Origin of the sequence: uncultured Winogradskyella sp. (assembly GCF_947495255.1) — a bacterium.
GTDB lineage: Bacteria > Bacteroidota > Bacteroidia > Flavobacteriales > Flavobacteriaceae > Winogradskyella.
Map to the genome: position 1 here is coordinate 502,923 of NZ_CANLYI010000001.1, position 19,078 is coordinate 522,000.

15 protein-coding genes are annotated in these 19,078 nt (G+C 32.6%); 11 read left to right on the plus strand and 4 right to left on the minus strand.

All coding sequences use genetic code 11. From position 1 onward, the window contains the following. Positions 1 to 145 precede the first annotated feature (145 nt). From Q0807_RS02190 to Q0807_RS02220, 7 genes are all read left to right on the plus strand, one after another. Positions 146 to 703, plus strand: a complete 558-nt coding sequence (locus Q0807_RS02190; RefSeq protein ID WP_299105848.1) for a porin family protein — start codon at positions 146 to 148, stop codon at positions 701 to 703. Between the two features lie 140 nt (positions 704 to 843). Beyond that, positions 844 to 3,888, plus strand: a complete 3,045-nt coding sequence (locus Q0807_RS02195) for a leucine--tRNA ligase (protein WP_299105851.1) — start codon at positions 844 to 846, stop codon at positions 3,886 to 3,888. Next, positions 3,881 to 4,849, plus strand: a complete 969-nt coding sequence (locus Q0807_RS02200) for a hypothetical protein (protein WP_299105854.1) — start codon at positions 3,881 to 3,883, stop codon at positions 4,847 to 4,849. Before Q0807_RS02195 ends, Q0807_RS02200 begins: the two co-directional genes overlap by 8 nt. 4 nt (positions 4,850 to 4,853) lie before the next feature. Continuing rightward, positions 4,854 to 5,288, plus strand: a complete 435-nt coding sequence (locus tag Q0807_RS02205) for a hypothetical protein (protein WP_299105858.1) — start codon at positions 4,854 to 4,856, stop codon at positions 5,286 to 5,288. 399 nt (positions 5,289 to 5,687) lie between these two features. Next, positions 5,688 to 6,788: an alanine dehydrogenase gene (gene ald / locus Q0807_RS02210; RefSeq protein ID WP_299105861.1), complete on the plus strand. Its 1,101-nt coding sequence runs from the start codon at positions 5,688 to 5,690 to the stop codon at positions 6,786 to 6,788. Positions 6,789 to 6,887: 99 nt separating this feature from the next. Next, on the plus strand, positions 6,888 to 7,577 hold the full coding sequence (locus tag Q0807_RS02215; protein ID WP_299105864.1) for a zinc metallopeptidase: 690 nt from the start codon (positions 6,888 to 6,890) through the stop codon (positions 7,575 to 7,577). A gap of 125 nt (positions 7,578 to 7,702) precedes the next feature. Further along, positions 7,703 to 8,419 carry a Bax inhibitor-1 family protein gene (locus Q0807_RS02220; protein ID WP_299105867.1) on the plus strand — a complete coding sequence of 239 codons (717 nt, stop codon included), beginning with the start codon at positions 7,703 to 7,705 and terminating at the stop codon, positions 8,417 to 8,419. 547 nt (positions 8,420 to 8,966) lie between these two features. On the opposite strand, the gene Q0807_RS02225 is transcribed toward Q0807_RS02220, so the two are convergent. Continuing rightward, positions 8,967 to 10,511: a ribonuclease E/G gene (locus Q0807_RS02225; RefSeq protein ID WP_299105870.1), complete on the minus strand. Its 1,545-nt coding sequence runs from the start codon at positions 10,509 to 10,511 to the stop codon at positions 8,967 to 8,969. Between the two features lie 307 nt (positions 10,512 to 10,818). Then, entirely contained in the window at positions 10,819 to 11,109 is a 291-nt protein-coding gene (locus Q0807_RS02230) for an HU family DNA-binding protein (protein ID WP_008270198.1), read from the minus strand. Between the two features lie 137 nt (positions 11,110 to 11,246). Here Q0807_RS02230 and mutY point away from each other — a divergent pair, with 137 nt between their 5' ends. From mutY to gldD, 4 genes are all read left to right on the plus strand, one after another. Continuing rightward, entirely contained in the window at positions 11,247 to 12,287 is a 1,041-nt protein-coding gene (mutY, locus tag Q0807_RS02235; RefSeq protein WP_299105873.1) for an A/G-specific adenine glycosylase, read from the plus strand. Positions 12,288 to 12,371: 84 nt separating this feature from the next. After that, on the plus strand, positions 12,372 to 12,818 hold the full coding sequence (locus Q0807_RS02240) for a single-stranded DNA-binding protein (protein WP_299105876.1): 447 nt from the start codon (positions 12,372 to 12,374) through the stop codon (positions 12,816 to 12,818). A 19-nt stretch (positions 12,819 to 12,837) separates the two neighbouring features. Then, positions 12,838 to 14,148, plus strand: coding sequence for a gliding motility-associated protein GldE (locus Q0807_RS02245; protein WP_299105879.1), 1,311 nt, complete (start codon positions 12,838 to 12,840; stop codon positions 14,146 to 14,148). Between the two features lie 86 nt (positions 14,149 to 14,234). Further along, entirely contained in the window at positions 14,235 to 14,804 is a 570-nt protein-coding gene (gene gldD / locus Q0807_RS02250; RefSeq protein WP_299105881.1) for a gliding motility lipoprotein GldD, read from the plus strand. A gap of 81 nt (positions 14,805 to 14,885) precedes the next feature. Here gldD and Q0807_RS02255 read toward each other — a convergent pair whose 3' ends face one another. Beyond that, positions 14,886 to 16,529, minus strand: a complete 1,644-nt coding sequence (locus Q0807_RS02255) for a choice-of-anchor J domain-containing protein (RefSeq protein ID WP_299105884.1) — start codon at positions 16,527 to 16,529, stop codon at positions 14,886 to 14,888. A 12-nt stretch (positions 16,530 to 16,541) separates the two neighbouring features. After that, the gene (locus Q0807_RS02260) at positions 16,542 to 19,076 is read right to left on the minus strand and encodes a carboxypeptidase-like regulatory domain-containing protein (RefSeq protein ID WP_299105887.1); all 2,535 of its coding nucleotides are present in this window, start codon (positions 19,074 to 19,076) and stop codon (positions 16,542 to 16,544) included. Positions 19,077 to 19,078: the final 2 nt, after the last annotated feature.

Here is a 19,078-nt window from a genome sequence, read left to right on the forward strand (position 1 = left end):
TAACAAATAGGCAATTGAATAAAACTACAACTTGTGTTATAAAGTATTTTAGACAAGTCTATTTGAAAAAAATTAATTCATTTTTGCTATGGCATACTTCTTGCAAAACCCATAACAATCAATTTAAACTTAAAAACAAACTATTATGAGAAAATTACACATTCTTTTATTATGTATTACGTTAGCACTAACCATAAATACCAATGCTCAAGAGGTTAAATTTGGAGCTAAAGCCGGACTCAATATTTCAAATTTTATTGGAGGACAAGCTGATAGAAATAATTTAGTTAGCTTTCATGTTGGTGGTATTGCTGAAGTAAAACTCAGCGACAAATTCTCCCTTCAACCTGAGCTTTTATATTCAAGACAAGGGTCAGAGGCACAAGATATCGTTAAAATCAAAGTTGATTACTTAGCTGTTCCTATTATGGCAAAATATTATTTGTCTGAAAAATTTAGTTTTGAGGCAGGTCCACAAATGTCTTTTTTAATTAATGACAAAGGAGAATATAACGATAGCTCAATTCCGGATCAAGACACAGATGCCTCTAGTTTTGACTTTAGTTTAAACGCTGGTATAGGCTACAACATCACTTCTAATCTATTTGCTCAAGCAAGATATAACTATGGGATTACCACTGTTACAGAAAATCCAGACATAAAAAACAGTGTATTTCAGATGTCTTTAGGCTATAAATTCTAACCTAAATAGACCATAAATTTAAAAAGCATCTTACACTACAGTAAGATGCTTTTTCTTTTCTAATACCTATTGATTCTAAAAATAGGCTGTTTAGATGGTTATTATTAAATTTGCGCCATTATTACAAGGAAAACAAGACAATGACATACGATTTTAACACTATAGAAAAAAAGTGGCAAGACTATTGGGCAAAAAACCAAACGTTTAAAGCCTCAAACACAAGCGACAAACCAAAATACTACGTATTAGATATGTTTCCTTATCCTTCTGGAGCAGGTTTACATGTTGGCCATCCATTAGGATATATTGCTAGTGATATCTATGCGCGTTACAAACGTCACAAAGGGTTTAACGTCTTACATCCACAAGGTTATGATAGTTTTGGATTGCCTGCAGAACAATATGCGATTCAAACAGGTCAGCATCCAGCAGTAACTACTGAAGCGAACATAAAAACGTACCGTCGTCAACTTGACCAAATTGGGTTTTCTTTCGATTGGAGCCGTGAAGTAAGAACATCAAATCCTGAATATTACAAATGGACCCAATGGATTTTCATTCAATTGTTTGAATCTTGGTATAATAACGATTCTAACAAAGCAGAACATATTGACACGTTAGTTGAGAAGTTTGCTTCTGAAGGAAACACAACTGTAAATGCAGCTTGTGATGATGATATTGAGTCTTTTTCAGCTGAAGATTGGAATAACTACTCATCAGAACAACAACAAGAAATTCTCTTAAAATATAGATTAACGTATTTAGCCGAAACGGAAGTAAACTGGTGCCCAGCATTAGGAACTGTTTTAGCTAATGACGAAATAGTTAACGGAGTTTCAGAACGTGGAGGACATCCTGTGGTTAGAAAAAAAATGACCCAATGGAGCATGCGAATTTCTGCCTATGCAGAACGTTTACTTCAAGGTTTAGATGATCTCTATTGGACAGATGCTTTAAAAGACATACAAAAAAATTGGATTGGAAAATCGGTTGGAGCTTCGGTTTCTTTTAATGTGAATGGTCATGATGATATCATTGACGTTTTTACCACAAGACCAGATACTATTTTTGGAGTATCATTTATGACCTTAGCACCAGAACACGAATTAGTATCAAAAATTACAACCGAAGTACAAAAAGCTGAAGTTGAAGCTTACATAGAAAAAACAGCAAAGCGAAGCGAACGCGATCGTATGGCAGATGTAAAAACTATTTCTGGTGTTTTTACAGGTGCATACGCTGAGCATCCATTTTCTAAAGAACCAATTCCAATTTGGATTGGCGATTACGTTTTAGCAAGCTATGGAACAGGTGCAGTTATGGCAGTTCCTTGTGGAGACCAACGTGATTACGATTTTGCAAAACATTTTGATATTGCTATTCCAAATATATTTGAAGGTGTTGATATTTCTAAAGAAGCTTATGCATCTAAAGACAATGTAAAAATCGCGAATAGTGATTTCTTAAACGGATTAGCGTATAAAAAAGCGTCTAAACTCGCTATTTATCAATTAGAGCAATTAGGACAAGGCGAAGGCAAAACCAATTACCGTTTGCGTGATGCCGTATTCTCTAGACAACGATATTGGGGAGAACCATTCCCAGTCTATTACGTTAACGGCATGCCGCAAATGATAGACAAAGCACATTTACCAATTGTATTGCCAGAAGTTGAAAAATATTTACCAACCGAAGGAGGTGAACCACCTTTAGGACGTGCAGACGTTTGGGCTTGGGACACTGAAAGTAATACTGTGGTTTCCAATGATAAGATAAACCATACAACTATTCACCCTCTAGAACTAAACACCATGCCAGGTTGGGCAGGAAGTTCTTGGTATTTCTTCCGTTATATGGAAGATGCTGCTAATAGAGATGGTGTTTTTGCAAGTGAAGACGCACTGAAGTATTGGGAGAATGTAGACTTATATATTGGTGGTAGCGAACATGCTACAGGTCACCTACTCTACTCTCGTTTTTGGGTGAAATTATTAAAAGATAGAGGTTTTGTAAATGTTGAAGAGCCTTTTAAAAAGTTGATTAACCAAGGGATGATACTTGGGACTAGTGCTTTTGTTTATAGGGTGAAATTTAGTGTCAATCATTCTTTAAATTCTGCAGGAATAGCTAATAAAGAAGAACAACAAAAACATCTTGAAGAAATAAGTAACATTTTACCATCTTTATATATTTCTGAAAATTTAGTCAAAGAAAAATCTCTTATTGAGGTTGATGAATATTTTAAAGAAAACTATTTAGATAAGTATGAAACTAAAGAAGTTTTAGAAAAAATCAAATCATACCAAGAAAATCACAATACAGCCGAGAGCGTTAATATTCATGTTGCAAACATTGATAAACTTCACGTAAAAGTACAATATGTAAATGCTTCCGATGAATTAGATATTGAAGGTTTAAAAACGGATGGAGAATTTGGTGAAGATTTTAAAGATGCTGAATTTATTCTTGAAAATGGTGTTTATAAAGTTGGTCGCGAAGTAGAAAAAATGTCCAAATCAAAATACAATGTGGTTAATCCCGATAACATTGTTGCAGATTACGGAGCAGACAGCTTAAGACTTTACGAAATGTTCTTAGGACCATTAGAACAATACAAACCTTGGAATACAGCTGGTATTACAGGAGTACATAATTTCCTTAAGAAACTATGGAAATTATATGTTGGTGAAAATGGTTTAAAAGTAAATGATGCTGAGCCAACAAAAGACAACTTAAAAACATTACATAAAACCATAAAGAAGGTACAAGAAGATATTGAGAATTTCTCTTTCAATACGTCTGTTTCTACCTTTATGATTGCCGTAAATGAGTTAACCGCTCAAAAGTGTACAAGTAAAGAAATACTTAAACCATTATTAGTTTTAATTTCACCTTATGCACCACATATTGCAGAAGAATTATGGAGTCAATTAGGAAATAACGATACTATTTCTACTGCGCCTTTCCCAGTTTTTGATGCCAGTCATTTAGTAGAAAGCAGCAAAAAATATCCTATTTCATTTAATGGTAAAATGCGTTTTACACTAGAATTACCAATGGATATGCCTAAAGACGAGATTGAAAAAACAGTAATGGCTCATGAGAAAACTATAGCACAATTAGATGGTAGAACACCTAAAAAAGTAATTGTAGTGCCTGGTAAAATTGTAAATATTGTTGGGTAAACTACTAAAATATATCATCATATGCTTACCAATTATTAGTTGGTCTCAAGCGTATGATGGTACTATTGGTAATTATCCTATCCATTTAGAAGTTAATGTTTATCCTCACGAAAAAGATTCCACTGCTGGCGAATTAGAAGGCTATTATTTTTACGATTCTAAACTTTTAAGTATTCCTATATCTGGTGATTTCAAAAAAGATAAAATCACTTTAATAGATGGTTATTATTTTATGCCTGAAAAGGTTATTGATGCAGACGAAGTTTTTGAATTAACAAAAAAAGGCAATCAACTCGTAGGTAATTTTAAATTAAAAGATAAAACTTACAAAGTCGTCTTAACCGAAACAGAACAAGAACCCTTAGAAGACTTTAGAAATCCTAAACTGACCTTTATTAAAGATAGCATCGCCAATTATAAGGACAAACAATTGGTTTGGTTTCACGAAAAATATTCTAAACTACCCTTATTTAGATTAGGTAATGGATTTACAAAAGAACAAAGAGCTGTTTTCAATCCTATTTTAGATGCTATTCATCTTGTTGATGCTAAAGATAATTTAGATTGTAGTTCTTGGTTTGAAATTTCATACGAAATCAACCTAGTCAATGATAAATTTATAAGCTACTTAAAATATTACAGCGTTTATTGTGGTGGTGCGCACCCTTCTCATGGCAATGTTGGTTATAATTTTAATCTCGAAACTTTAGAGGTTGTAGATGAGATTGAAGCATTATACCCAAAAGTTGATTTTTTTCAAAAATTAAAAAGCAAATATCAAGAATCTGAAAATGACGTACAAGATGAAGAGTGCGAAACTTTTATTGATAACAGTTATTGGCAATACAAAACATGGAGTTTAACACCTAAAGGCATTATTCTTATTCCAAATTATCCGCATGCCATGACACCTTGCGAAGAAGCTTATTTTTTAAGTTATGCTGAACTCGTGAAAGAATAGTCTCATGATTTCGGATAAACCAACATTAGACAAACCATTACCTAAAAACAAGCGTAAACCTCTTAAGGATTATTTTGATTTTCGAAATAATCAGGTAAATCAAATAGGTTTAATACTCTTTTCTGCGTTTATAATTAGCAGCTCTTTACATTACTTTTTTGAAAATCGTTTTTCAGAACAACGCTGGAAACAAAGTCCTATGGGACGTTATGAAATGCTAGATGACATTATTGAAAGAAATCTATTTATTAATGACACAAAAAGAGAGGTGATTAAGCAATTAGGCTATCCAAAAGAACCTAATTATAACGAAGTAAACCAATTTAATTATTATGTAGGCGAGAGAGACATATATGATAATGGCGACATTAAACAGCTTAGTATAATTTTTAAAAATAACCGAGTCATTCAAACCTTAATAACTCCGAGTAAGGATTAATAGTTTTCAGCTTCTCTATACAATTTGCTCGTTCCTTACAAATTACTCGAAGTAACACAATGCACTAAAAACTAAATTTATAAATCGTCAGTTCGAGTGAAATTGTTTTTTCTACAATTTTGTATCGAGACCCTTGCTATACCAAATCATTCTTTTTTCACTTTTTCTTTATTAAAATATTTACGTCATTTCATAGGCTATTTCAAATTATCGAAAGTATTATACATTTGTCGAATATCACATTACACTGAAAATCAGAACTGTTTTCAGGAATTTTCAAAATATTAACATAAATATATTAATTCCGTAAAAGTGATTTCAAATTAACATTGAAATTTGGAACAACAGATTTATTAATAGTAATTTTCGAAAGCTATTAATCACAAAATCTACGAAAAAATGCAAATCGGAGTCCCAAAAGAAATCAAAAACAATGAAAACAGAGTTGGTATGACACCAGCTGGAGTTTTTGAATTAACAAAAAACAAACATGTCGTTTACGTGCAAAAAGATGCTGGTTTTGGCAGTGGCTTTTCGGACCTAGATTATATAGATGCAGGAGCAATTGTTTTAGACACAATTGAAGACGTATATGCATCTAGTGATATGATTGTAAAAGTAAAAGAACCTATTGCTGAGGAGTATCCTTTAATACAATCGCATCATGTGGTATTTACTTATTTTCATTTCGCTTCTAGCGAACCTCTAACCAAAGCCATGTTAAAAAGTAAAGCCGTTTGTATTGCTTATGAAACGGTAGAAGATAAAGATGGTTCTTTACCATTATTAACACCAATGTCTGAGGTTGCTGGTAGAATGGCCATTCAACAAGGTGCCAAATACTTAGAAAAGCCTATTAAAGGACGTGGTGTATTATTAGGAGGCGTACCAGGCGTGCCACCAGGAAAAGTTTTAGTTTTAGGAGCAGGAGTTGTAGGTATACAAGCTGCTAAAATGGCTGCAGGTTTAGGAGCTCATGTTACAGTGATGGATATTAACATGAAACAATTGCGTTATGTAAACGATGTGATGCCAAGCCACGTAGTCACTGAATTTTCAAGTGAATACAATATTAGAAAACGTATAAAAGATCATGATTTAATTGTTGGTGGTGTTTTACTAAAAGGTGCAAAAGCACCAAAATTAATATCGAGAGATATGCTTAAAGACATGCGACCAGGAACTGTATTGGTTGATGTTGCCGTAGATCAAGGTGGTTGTATGGAAACTACCAAAGCTACAACTCACGAAGACCCAACTTTTATTATAGATGATGTTGTACACTACTGTGTTGCAAATATGCCAGGAGCAGTTCCTTATACTTCTACTTTAGCCTTAACTAATGTCACTTTACCTTATGTGCTTCGTTTAGCCAACCAAGGATGGGAAAAAGCTTGTGAAAAAGATGAAATGTTAGCAAAAGGTTTAAACATTGTTGATGGTAAAATTGTATATGAAGAAATTGCAGAAGCCTTTAACTGGTCTGTAGATGCTATATAAACACATTTCCCGTCATAATTTTACTGACAATTTTGCCTAACCAAAATTTGGCTTACTATTTGCTATATTTACAATTGTAAATCAAAGTCGATTAAAATTATGATGGGATATTATATCATTGCAGGAGTTATCTTTTTAGTAAGTTCTTTTGTAAGTAAAAAATTAAAAAGCAAATTTGAGCACTACTCTAAACTTAGTTTAAGAAACGGATTAAGCGGAAGAGAAATTGCTGAAAAAATGTTGGCTGATAATGGTATTTATGATGTAGAAGTTATTTCTACACCAGGCCAATTAACGGACCATTACAATCCAAAAAATAAAACAGTTAACTTAAGTGAAGTTGTGTATAATCAGCGTAATGCGTCTGCTGCTGCTGTTGCCGCTCACGAAGTTGGACATGCAGTACAACATGCACAAGCCTACAGTTGGTTAAAGATGCGATCTGCAATTGTACCTGCAGTTGGTATTAGTAGTAAACTATCTAATATTGTTATTATGGCTGGACTATTTTTATCTGCCTCTGGTACAGTATTTGGCAACACTGTATTCTTAATTGGTATTGCTCTATTTGGTGTTACTACATTATTCACATTTATTACACTTCCTGTAGAATACGATGCCAGTAACCGAGCATTAGCATGGTTAGAGAATAAAAACATGGTAACAAGAGAAGAACAAGCTGGTGCGAAGGATGCTTTAAAATGGGCTGCAAGAACGTATTTAGTTGCTGCATTAGGATCCTTAGCAACCCTACTTTATTTTGTTAGCATATTCCTAAACAGACGATAAAATTCTATAGATTTTACAATCTATATTATTTCAATAAACAATAAAAGCTTTGATTTTCAAGGCTTTTATTTTGTTTTAAATTCCGAAATCACCTACATTTATATAACTAATCATATTAATTTATTATGGAAAACCAAACCCCAAACCACTCATCATCAAAAATACTAATAGGCGACCTATCTGAAGTAGAACGTGTAGCATTTTATAAAAAAACATATTCGCATGTTGCTGGAGGCGTCCTTGTATTTATACTTTTTGAATATTTATTATTGCAAAGTGAAACATTAATCGAATTTATGCTTTCTATGACTCAAGGTTATAAATGGTTGATTATGCTTGGTGGATTTATGTTAGCTACTAATTATGCCGAAAGTATGGCATTACGCACAACAGATAAAAACAAACAATATTTAGCTTATGGTATCTATATCTTTTTTGAAGCTCTTATTTTTGTACCAATGATTTACATTGCTGCGGTATATATGGATTCTGGTACAGAAATTCTATATCAAGCTTCTATTGTAACGCTAGCATTGTTCTCAGGTCTATCTGCAGCTGTGTTATTAACTAAAAAGGACTTTTCATTCTTAAAGACAGGTTTAACTATTGGTTTCTTTATTGCTATTGGATTAATTATAGCTGGAAGTCTTTTTGGTTTTAACTTAGGTTTATGGTTTTCTGTAGGTATGTGTTTACTTGCTGGAGGTTCTATATTATACCAAACATCGAACTTAGTTAAGAAATATGGTGTAGAAGATTATATACCTGCTGCATTAGGGTTATTTGCTTCATTGATGTTATTATTCTGGTATATCTTAAGAATATTTATGTCTAGAGATTAATCACAATTTATATATTAAACAAAAAGCCCAACTAAATTTAGTTGGGCTTTTTGTTTGAGTTATTTTATTTTGACCGATTTTTTGTTAAAAAAAAGCGAACAAGGTTAATATAGAGCATATATCTATTAAATCTATTGTTTTCTAAGGCTTATATGGTACGTAAATTTGCACCCGATTTAAAATGAACCCCAAATAGATTAAAAATAAAATAGATTATGAAAACAAGTAATAGAAAAGTAGCAGAAAGTAAAGTTGGAACAAGAACAATAAAATTTGGTAACTCAAGTGCAATGGTTTGGAATACAAAAAGACGTTACAAATAAATACAAGCTCAGTTTTAAAAGCAAAAGCTAAAATAGATTTAATAAAGACAGCATGAAAAATAGTATCAAAACAGTAGGAGAAAATAAGGTCGGAACAAAAACTAAAATATTTAGTAATACAAGTTCATTGATTTGGAATACTAGAAGACGATATAAATAATAAAAGAATTATTATAAAAATAAAAAGCCCAATTGATTTCTCAATTGGGCTTTTCTAATAGATATTATTTGATTTTGTTACCATCTTTATCATAAAAATGGTATTCAAGATAAGTGTAAGCATCTCTAGGTAAAACTTTTACCCATTTTTTGTGTTCAACAAACCACTTTGAACGTACTGATGGAAACCCTTTGGTTAAAAAGGCTGCTATAAAAGGGTGTGTATTAAGTGTTACCTTCTTATAGTCTTTTTTGAAAATGCGCTCTAGGTCTTGATTAATACGTTCTATCACCTTAATTGGTGCTTCGATTTCATCGCCTCCTACGAGGTTAGGATTTTCTTCTTTCGTTTTAATATTGCGTTCTGGCCTAACGCGTTGTCTGGTTATTTGCACTAAACCAAACTTACTCGGCGGCAATATTTTGTGCTTTGCTTTATCATCCTTCATCTCATCTCTAAGATAATTGAAAAGCTTTTTTCTGTTCTCTGCTTTGCCCATATCAATGAAATCGATAACAATAATTCCTCCCATATCACGTAAACGTAATTGGCGAGCAATTTCTTGAGCAGAAATCATATTGACTTCTAAGGCAGTATCTTCTTGGTTCTTCTCTTTGTTAGAGCGATTACCACTGTTTACATCTACAACATGAAGGGCTTCAGTATGTTCTATAACCAAATAGGCGCCTTTTGCCATAGATACGGTTCGTCCAAATGATGTTTTTATTTGACGTTCAATGCCAAATTTTTCAAAAATAGGAACACCATTTTTATAGTATTTCACTATAGACTCTTTGTTTGGTGCAATTTGTTGCACATAATCTTTTACTTGTACATACATTTCTTCATCGTCTACAACAATACCAGAAAATGAATCATTAAAGATATCTCTCAGAATTGAGGATGCTTTGTTCATTTCTCCCAGTACTTTAGTTGGGTGATGTGATTTGTACAACTTTTTACACATTGCTGTCCATCGATCCAGCAAATTTTGTAAATCACTATCGAGCTCGGCAACTTTTTTGCCTTCTGCTACTGTACGAATAATAACTCCAAAACCTTTAGGTGTGATACTTTTTACTAGTCTTTTTAAGCGATCTTTTTCTTCTTGCGAATCAATCTTTTGAGAAATTGAAATACGATTAGAAAAAGGTACTAAGACAATGTATCTTCCAGCAATAGACAATTCTGAGCTAATGCGTGGTCCCTTTGTAGAGATTGGTTCTTTTACTACTTGTACTAATAAGGATTGATTAGATTTAATAGCATTTGCTATGCTACCATTTTTATCTAAATCTTTCTCCATAGGAAAGTCCTTAAGGGTATAATCCTTAAGTTTCCCTGTGCTTACACGCTTAATGAATTTTAAAAGTGAAGGCAATTGCGGTCCTAGATCATGATAGTGTAAAAAACCATCTTTCTCATAGCCAACGTTAACAAACGCAGCGTTTAAACCAGGAATAACCTTGCGAATTTTGGCAATAAAAATATCACCTACCGCAAAGTTGTTATCCTCTTCGTCTTTGTGTAATTCAATAAGTTTTCCATCTTTTAATAAAGCAAAATCAACAATATCTGAACTCGATCTTACGATTAATTCATTGTTCATAATGTTAATTTATATCTAACTCTTAATTGAGATAGATGGAGTTTACTAAATTATTTGACACAGGATGTAATATCCAACAAATTTGCCTCACTCTATTAAATGCCGCAAATTCTATATCAAAGAACGTTTCTTTAAAACTGAAAAAAGTAGTTTTTAAAACTACTTTTTTCAATTTATTTTTTCTTGTGACGATTAGCGCGTCTACGTTTCTTACGCTTGTGCGTCGCTACCTTGTGTCTTTTTCTTTTCTTACCACTTGGCATAATAAATAATGCTTTTTAATTAATATTTTGTTTTAAATGCTTTCTTAGTTAACCTCAACATTAGATTTAACACCTTCTAAAAATACTTTAGCAGGCTTAAATGCTGGTATGTTGTGAGCTGGTATTTTTATTGTAGTATTCTTTGAAATATTACGACCTGTTTTTTCAGCTCTTGTTTTAATGATGAAACTTCCAAAACCTCTTAAATAAACGTTATCTCCGCTTTCTAAAGATGTTTTTACTTCTTCCATAAAGGTTTCAACCGTTGCTTGAACGTCACCTTTTTCAATACCTAACTTGTCAGATATTTTTGCTACCAAATCGGCTTTTGTCATTATTATTAGTTTTAGGGTTACTATAAAAATTCTAAGGGATTGCAAATATAGGTAATTTAATTTCAATATTTCAAACGTAATTAATTAAAATTTAAGCCTATAAACAATTAATTTTGCTTTAACCCTTAAAAAGCAAAATGGATTTCAAATTTACACTAATTAACTGGTATTCAATAAACAAAAGAGAATTACCATGGCGAAAAACTAAAAATCCATATAACATTTGGCTTTCAGAAATAATTTTACAGCAAACTCAGGTAAAACAAGGCCAACCATATTATGAAGCTTTTGTGTCTAAATACCCTACAATTTTTGATTTAGCCTCTGCTTCAGAAACTGAGGTTTTAAAATTATGGCAAGGTCTAGGTTATTACTCTAGAGCCAGAAACTTACATACTACTGCAAAACATATTGTAAATGAGCTAAATGGTGTGTTTCCTAACAATTATAAAGATTTACTAAAACTAAAAGGTGTTGGTGATTATACGGCAAGCGCAATTTCTTCTATTGCATTTAATGAAGTTGCTGCCGTGGTTGATGGCAATGTGTACCGTGTTCTGTCGCGTTACTTCGGAATTGACACGCCTATAAATTCAACTTTAGGAATCAAAGAATTTAAAAAATTAGCATCTACTTTAATAGATACTGAGCAACCAGATATTTATAATCAAGCAATTATGGAATTTGGTGCTTTACAATGTAAACCCAAAAATCCAGACTGTGATAGCTGCCCTTTAAGAGCGAGTTGCGTTGCTCTTCAGAAAAAAACAGTGGATGTACTACCTGTTAAATTGAAAAAAACGAAGGTCACGACTAAATATTTCAACTTTTTAGTTTGTATTGATTCAAACAATAAAATACTCTTTGAAAAACGAACTCATAAAGGTATTTGGCAAAACCTCTATCAATTTCCCTTAATAGAATCTGAAAAGAGTCTAACTTCAGATGAATTTCAACTTTTAAATATTGAAGATACTTTATTAAAAACCTCATTTAAAGATTATGCTCTATATAATGAAACAGATATTGTGCATAAATTGTCACATCAGCATCTGTATACTAAATTCTGGATTATCGAGGCAGAACAGCTACCTATTGAAGCAATTCCTATTAATTCTCTCACTAAATATCCTGCTCCTGTTCTAATTAGTGACTTCATTGAAAGCTTCAAATTTTAGAATCTAAAAGAAATCACATTTTTTTAGTACTTTTAAAGTAGTGATTATACAAATGAGTAACTTTGCAACTTAAATTTGAATATTATGGCTGGAACATTAAATAAAGTAATGCTTATCGGAAATTTAGGAGACGAAGTAAAAATGCATTATTTTGATGATAAAAATTGTGTTGGTCGTTTCCCTATAGCTACAAGTGAGTCTTATGTTAGTAAACAAACTAATGAGAGAATTACTAATACCGAATGGCATAATATTGTTGTAAGAAATAAAGCAGCTGAAATTTGTGAGAAGTATTTATCTAAAGGTGATAAAATTTATATAGAAGGACGTATTAAGACTAGAAAATGGACAGATGATAAAGGCATGGAACGTTATTCTACAGAAATTCAATGTGATGAATTTACGTTTTTAACACCAAAAACGGATCAGCAACAATCACAAAAAACAAATACACCAGCTTCTAATCCTCAATCACCACAATCTGCTCCAATAAATGAAGCACCAAAAGGTGATGATGATTTACCTTTTTAATTTCTAAACTAACATTGTCTTGGACCCAGAACCCACGGTTTTATTCATAAATTCTCTAATTATCAATACCTCGTTTATATCGAGTATTGTTTTACTTATTGTCTTACTAATTTGTTCTGCTTTAATTTCAGGAGCTGAAGTTGCATTGTTTTCACTTACCAAATCGGATTTAAATGAAGGTTTAGAAAACGATTCGCCAGCAATGCAAATTATTGCCAAGCTATTAGAACGTCCAAAAAAGTTATTAGCAACAATTTTAGTGGCTAATAACTTTATAAACATTGCCGTTGTATTGTTATTTGCTTTTATTGGTGAAACCATTTTTGATAGCATTACAAATACACTTGTTCGTTTTTTAGTTGAAGTTGTTTCAGCTACTTTTTTAATTTTATTATTTGGCGAAATTATTCCGAAAATATATGCAAGTAGAAATAGTGTAAAATTCTCTTCATTTATGTCTAGGCCTTTAAAGGTTTTAGACTTTATGTTGTCGCCTCTTAGTCTTCCGATGCGTTATGTCACGATTAAAATTCAGAATAAATTTGGAAAACAACGTTCTAACCTTAGTGTAGATCAATTATCACAAGCTTTAGAATTAACCAATCAAGAAGACACAACACAAGAAGAACAAAAGATATTACAAGGTATTGTTTCCTTTGGTAATACAGATACCAAGCAAGTAATGCGTCCTAGAATGGACTTATTTGCGCTAAGTATTGATACACCTTTTGAAACTATTATAAAAGAAATAATTGATAATGGGTATTCTAGAATTCCAGTATACGAAGAAAGTATAGACACCATTATAGGCGTACTTTATGTAAAAGATCTTCTTCCACATTTAAATAAGAAAACTTTTGATTGGACTACCATTCTAAGAGAACCATTTTTTGTACCTGCAAATAAGAAATTAGATGACTTAATGGTAGAGTTTCAAACCAAAAAAGTACATCTAGCAGTTGTTGTAGATGAATATGGTGGAACCTCTGGTTTGGTTTCACTCGAAGATATTATTGAAGAAATTGTAGGTGATATTAGTGATGAGTATGATGATGAAGATTTAATATACACTAAACTAGACGACAACAACTATAGCTTTGAAGGTAAAACACCTTTAAAAGATGTTTACAAAATAGTTGGTATTGATACTGATGCTGAATTTTTTGAAGCCAAAAAAGGTGAGGCTGAAACACTGGCAGGATTTGTATTAGAAATCTCAGGAGGTTTCCCAAGAATAGGAAGTAAAATAAATTTTGAAAATTACGTATTTACAATAGAGTCTTTGGAGCGCAAGCGTATAAAGCAGATTAAACTTACATTATTAGAATAACTAGAATAAAACGACAGGTTGAAAGTAGTATTATTAAGAAGAATGATTACTGATAAAACATTTATGTCGGACAAAAAAATAAACAAATGAAACGATTAGCTCTTCCTTTATTAAGTCTATTAATGCTTAGTTGTGGTAATGATCCATTGCCAAAACCAAAAGGTTATTTAAGATTAGAATATCCCAATGCTAGCTATGAAAAGGTAATAGTTCCATTACCATTTTCTTTTGAAAAGAATAAGCTTGCAAAACCAATTAGCACAGTGCAAACTGCTGGTTCTACTAATGGTATTGATATTAAATATCCTGCTTTAAAAGCAACTATTTACTTAACTTATAAAGAGGTTAAAAATGGAAATTTAGATAGTTTGTTGCGAGATGCGCAGAACCTCACACAAAAACATACCATTAAGGCTGATGAGATTTCTTACAAGGATTTTGAGAGTAAAGAAAACAAGGTTTACGGCATGTTATACGAAATTGGAGGTGATGCAGCATCACAATCTCAATTCTACGTTACAGATAGCACTAAGCACTTTTTAAGCGGTTCTTTGTACTTCTATGCTAAACCTAATTATGACTCTATATATCCTGCGTCAGAGTATTTAAAAAAGGATATTAAGCATATAATGGAGAGTGTTCATTGGAAAGAATAAATTAAAAATAACATGTAATAAAAAATGCCACTGAAATTCAGTGGCATTTTTTTATGTATAAAATAATATCTAGTACTTACCTTAGTTTTGGTAAACCCATTCTCCGCCCATCTTAATAACAGCAAAGTCTTCTGTTGTATTACTTCCGTTATATATCTCTATAGTAACGATATACTTTTGCTCTTCAGCAGCAGAAGGATCAATGTCATTTAAAACAACAGCTACTGCTTCTAAAACCATTGGGTCTGTCCACTCTGCAACGTTTCCTGCTCTTCTATCCATATTACCGTAGTTACTCATACTACTTGTTGCATCAGGATAAGTCTCACCTAATTCAGCAGCTATTAATGTATAATCAGCAGCAGTTAATGTATATCTAATAGTATTATCTGGTACCCAAAGACCGTTTTCAAAACCAAACTGTAAAGTCGTAGAAATAGTTGACTCATGTCCAACGAATTCACCACCAGTTACAGTATATAAGTTTCCTCTTCTTTGTGCTCCACTAGAACTAGAGTAATAATCATAAATTACAAATAATTCTTCATCCTCTTGTGCATAAGGGAAGTTTAAACTTAAGAATGTTGGTAAATAGTTATCAGGCGGCACAGAACTGCCAAAGTTGTCATATTGACCTGGTTGATTGTAACCTTCACCCATTGAATCAAAATCTTTAGAGCTTAAGTAATAAACACCTTCAACTGCTTCCCAAGAACCACCTGAATACATAAAGTATTCTCCTTTAGAGTTAGTATCACCTGTTGCTCCTAAAGTTTTAATAGCCATACTTTCAATTCTCCATCTTCCAGCATCAGAATCTGTAGACTCATATTTAAAAGCTATATTGATTGTTTCACCATCATATGCAGAAAAATCATAATCTTCTGAAGAAGCCATATCACCAGTTGCAGGATTAGCTAATGTAATTTCATCCCAAGTTGTTGTTAAAACATCACCTGTATAGTCGGTTGAAACCATTATTTTAAGTAATGATGCATCACCTGCATAATCAAGTTCATGAGTAATTTGAAACTTAAGATCACTTTCAGAAGATAAATCTATCGAAGGAGAGACTAACCATTCCGTATTTGCAACTTGTCCACCAAAATAACTATTACCTTGAACGTAACCTGTTTCTGATGTCCAAACTTCATCAGCGCCAAACTCTTCACCAATCGTAAAGCCTTCCATACTTCCAGCGAAGTTGTAAGCAACTAAGTCTGCCAATCCTACTACTGGAGTCTCAGTATATTGATCATACTTTGCTAAAATCACTTGTCCTTCTGCAGGACTAGTAACCTGAGCATCTAATATTGCAGGAATCTCATTAGTTGCATTTACATCTGGATAAAATCCGAAAGCATCACTGCCTGTAGTTGCATAATCAGAGTTTGTAAATTCATAAATATCTGATGATGTAAAATCACTAACACCTTCTGCATTACCAATATATAACTCATAACCAACTACAACAGAAGAACCTTCTCCCCAAAATGGATATTTATCAGCCAAGAAACCTGGCAATAATGTCTTTGCTTCATCAATTGAATTAAAGCTACCATAGCTTAATTCTAATTCGTCATAATCATCACTTACAAGAGTGTAAGATTCAGAACCTACAATAGGCTCGGCTGATGAATCTAATCCGTCATAAATATCTTCCATAGGATTACAACCGATCAAGGTTATACCTAAAATTGCTAAACAATAAATTATTCTTTTCATTTTCATAATTTTTTAAAAATTAACTTTTAACCCAACACTATAAGTTCTACCAGGACCAAAATAAACTTGAGCCGTATTAGAAGTTCCATCTAAGTCATTAGCATCAGAAACGTACTCTGTATTGAAAGCATTATTTACTTTACCTATTAAAGTAGCATCAAATGAACCCATTTCAAAACTATGTCTTAAACCGATATCAAATAATCCAAAATCAGGAAGTTTCCATACATCTGGTAAATCTAAACTACCTCTATTTGTTACATCATAAGAAGAGTAGTTATCTCCTGCAAAGTTATAATCAACATAAATGTTAGACTTAGATGCTAATTTATAATTGACACCTAAAGCAAATGTTGTTTGAGCAACATCACCTACTTTTAAATCCTCAGCATATACCTCAACTACATCAATAACATCACCTGCTTGATCTCTAATATCTGCAGAAACATTACTTTTCCATTGCCAGTCTCCTAAAGAAGCCATACCAGTTACTGTAATTTTATCAGTTGCTCTATATCTAAAATCGATTTCAAGACCTTGGTGTAATGCATCAATTCCTTGTAAGTTATAGAAAAATAAATCTTCACCTGTACCAATTGAGCCACCAAGTGATTTATCTAACCAATTTGTGTAATAAACATTTACATTAGCACTAAGTTTTTCACCTCGGAAACCGTAACCTAATTCTGCACTAAATACTTTTTCGTTTACTGCATCTGCATTCGGTACAATTCCGTCTTCATCTAAAAATACATCATCTAAAAATGGTGCTTTAGAAAAGTAACCTACATTAACAAAAACATTATTGTTTCCGTCTAAGTTATAGTTACCACCACCTTTAATACCATAACCAGTAAAGTTTACTGCTTCAGAAGATCTACTTCCTGTAATAGTATTATTCATATATTCTTTCTGCTTGTAGTTACTGTTAGAAACATCTGCTGCTACAAACAAGTTTACAGACTCATTAACTTGGTATTCTGCTTGTCCAAAAAGACCATATCTTAACACAACACCATCGTAATCTTTGTTGTATCTATCACCAACTTTAAGAGGCTTACCAAAAGCAAAAGTATCAGTTTCATTATCTAAGAAAAACTGTCCTCCTAATAAATCATCTACTTGGTACCAGTGAGAACCAACATAAGAACGACCATCAAGACCACCAGAAATTGTTAAGTTATCATTGATTTTATTTTTATACGTAGATAATATACCGTACCACTCATGAGAGTTTCTAGAAGAAGAAATAATATCAGAAGAACCATTTACTCCATTTGCACGGTTTTCCTCAATTACTTTATCAAAATCAATTGGTGTTAATCCAGAAGATCCAATTCTATAATCATCAGATCCAATTTTAGAACCTTCATCTCTACGTCCACCACCTGAACCAAAAGAAGCGTATACTGCTGTTGATAATGCAGAGTTATCATTAATATTCCACAAATGATTTATAGACATTTGAGGTTTGTGATAAAAGTTATATGATTGATGATATACTTCACCATTTTTATAACCCCAATCTCTGTTCGCTTTTTGAGGACCAGAATCTGTATCTTGTAATTCCGCAATTGTAGAACGGTTATAACGTTGACCATGTTCTTGTTGTGCTCCAAACGCAGTAAATGAAACCCTATGTGCATCATTTATTTGTTGCGTTAAACTTAAAAAGTAGTTGTATCCTGAAAACTCAGTTCCATCAACATAACCGTCACCTGCAATTTTAGATGCGCTAACTGTTGCACCAAAACCCTTATCAGATAAACCTGTAGAATAGGTCATTCCATATTTTAAATAACCATCGTTTGCAATACTAGTTCCAAAGCTACCACCTTGCTCTGCGTCAGTTGTTTTTGTAATAATATTAATTGTACCACCTACAGAAGCTACAGCTACTTTTGATGCACCTAAACCTCTTTGTACTTGTAATGTAGAAGTTACATCACCTAAACCAGCCCAGTTACTCCAGTAAACAGCACCGTTTTCCATATCATTGACAGGAACACCGTTAATCATTACAGCTACATTTTCAGAACTAAATCCTCTAAGATTAATTCTACTGTCTCCATAACCACCACCTTGTCTTGTTGCATAAACACCAGGAGTTGATTTTAAAATTTCAGGGAATTCTTGTGTACCTAACTTAATAGCAATTTCTTCTGCTTTTATAGTTGAAACGGCAACAGGAGTTTTTCTGTCTACAGCAACAGAAGCCACAATCATAATTTCGTCTAAACCTACATTGCTAGACATTAATTTAATTGTTCCTAAATCTGTATCTCCACTAAATGCAATAGTTTGAGACACAAAACCTACGTAAGAGATTATTACTTCTCCAGATTTTAAATCAGTTTTCAAAGTAAATTCACCATCAAAATTTGTAGTTGCACCATTTGTTGTTCCTTTTACTACAATATTAGCACCAGGAAGTGGTGAGCTCATGTCACTATCAATTATTTTACCCGTTATAGTGGTTTGGGCATATGCAAATGTTGTTAAACATGTTAAAACAACAAAACATAAAAAATGACTAAATTTTTTCATAT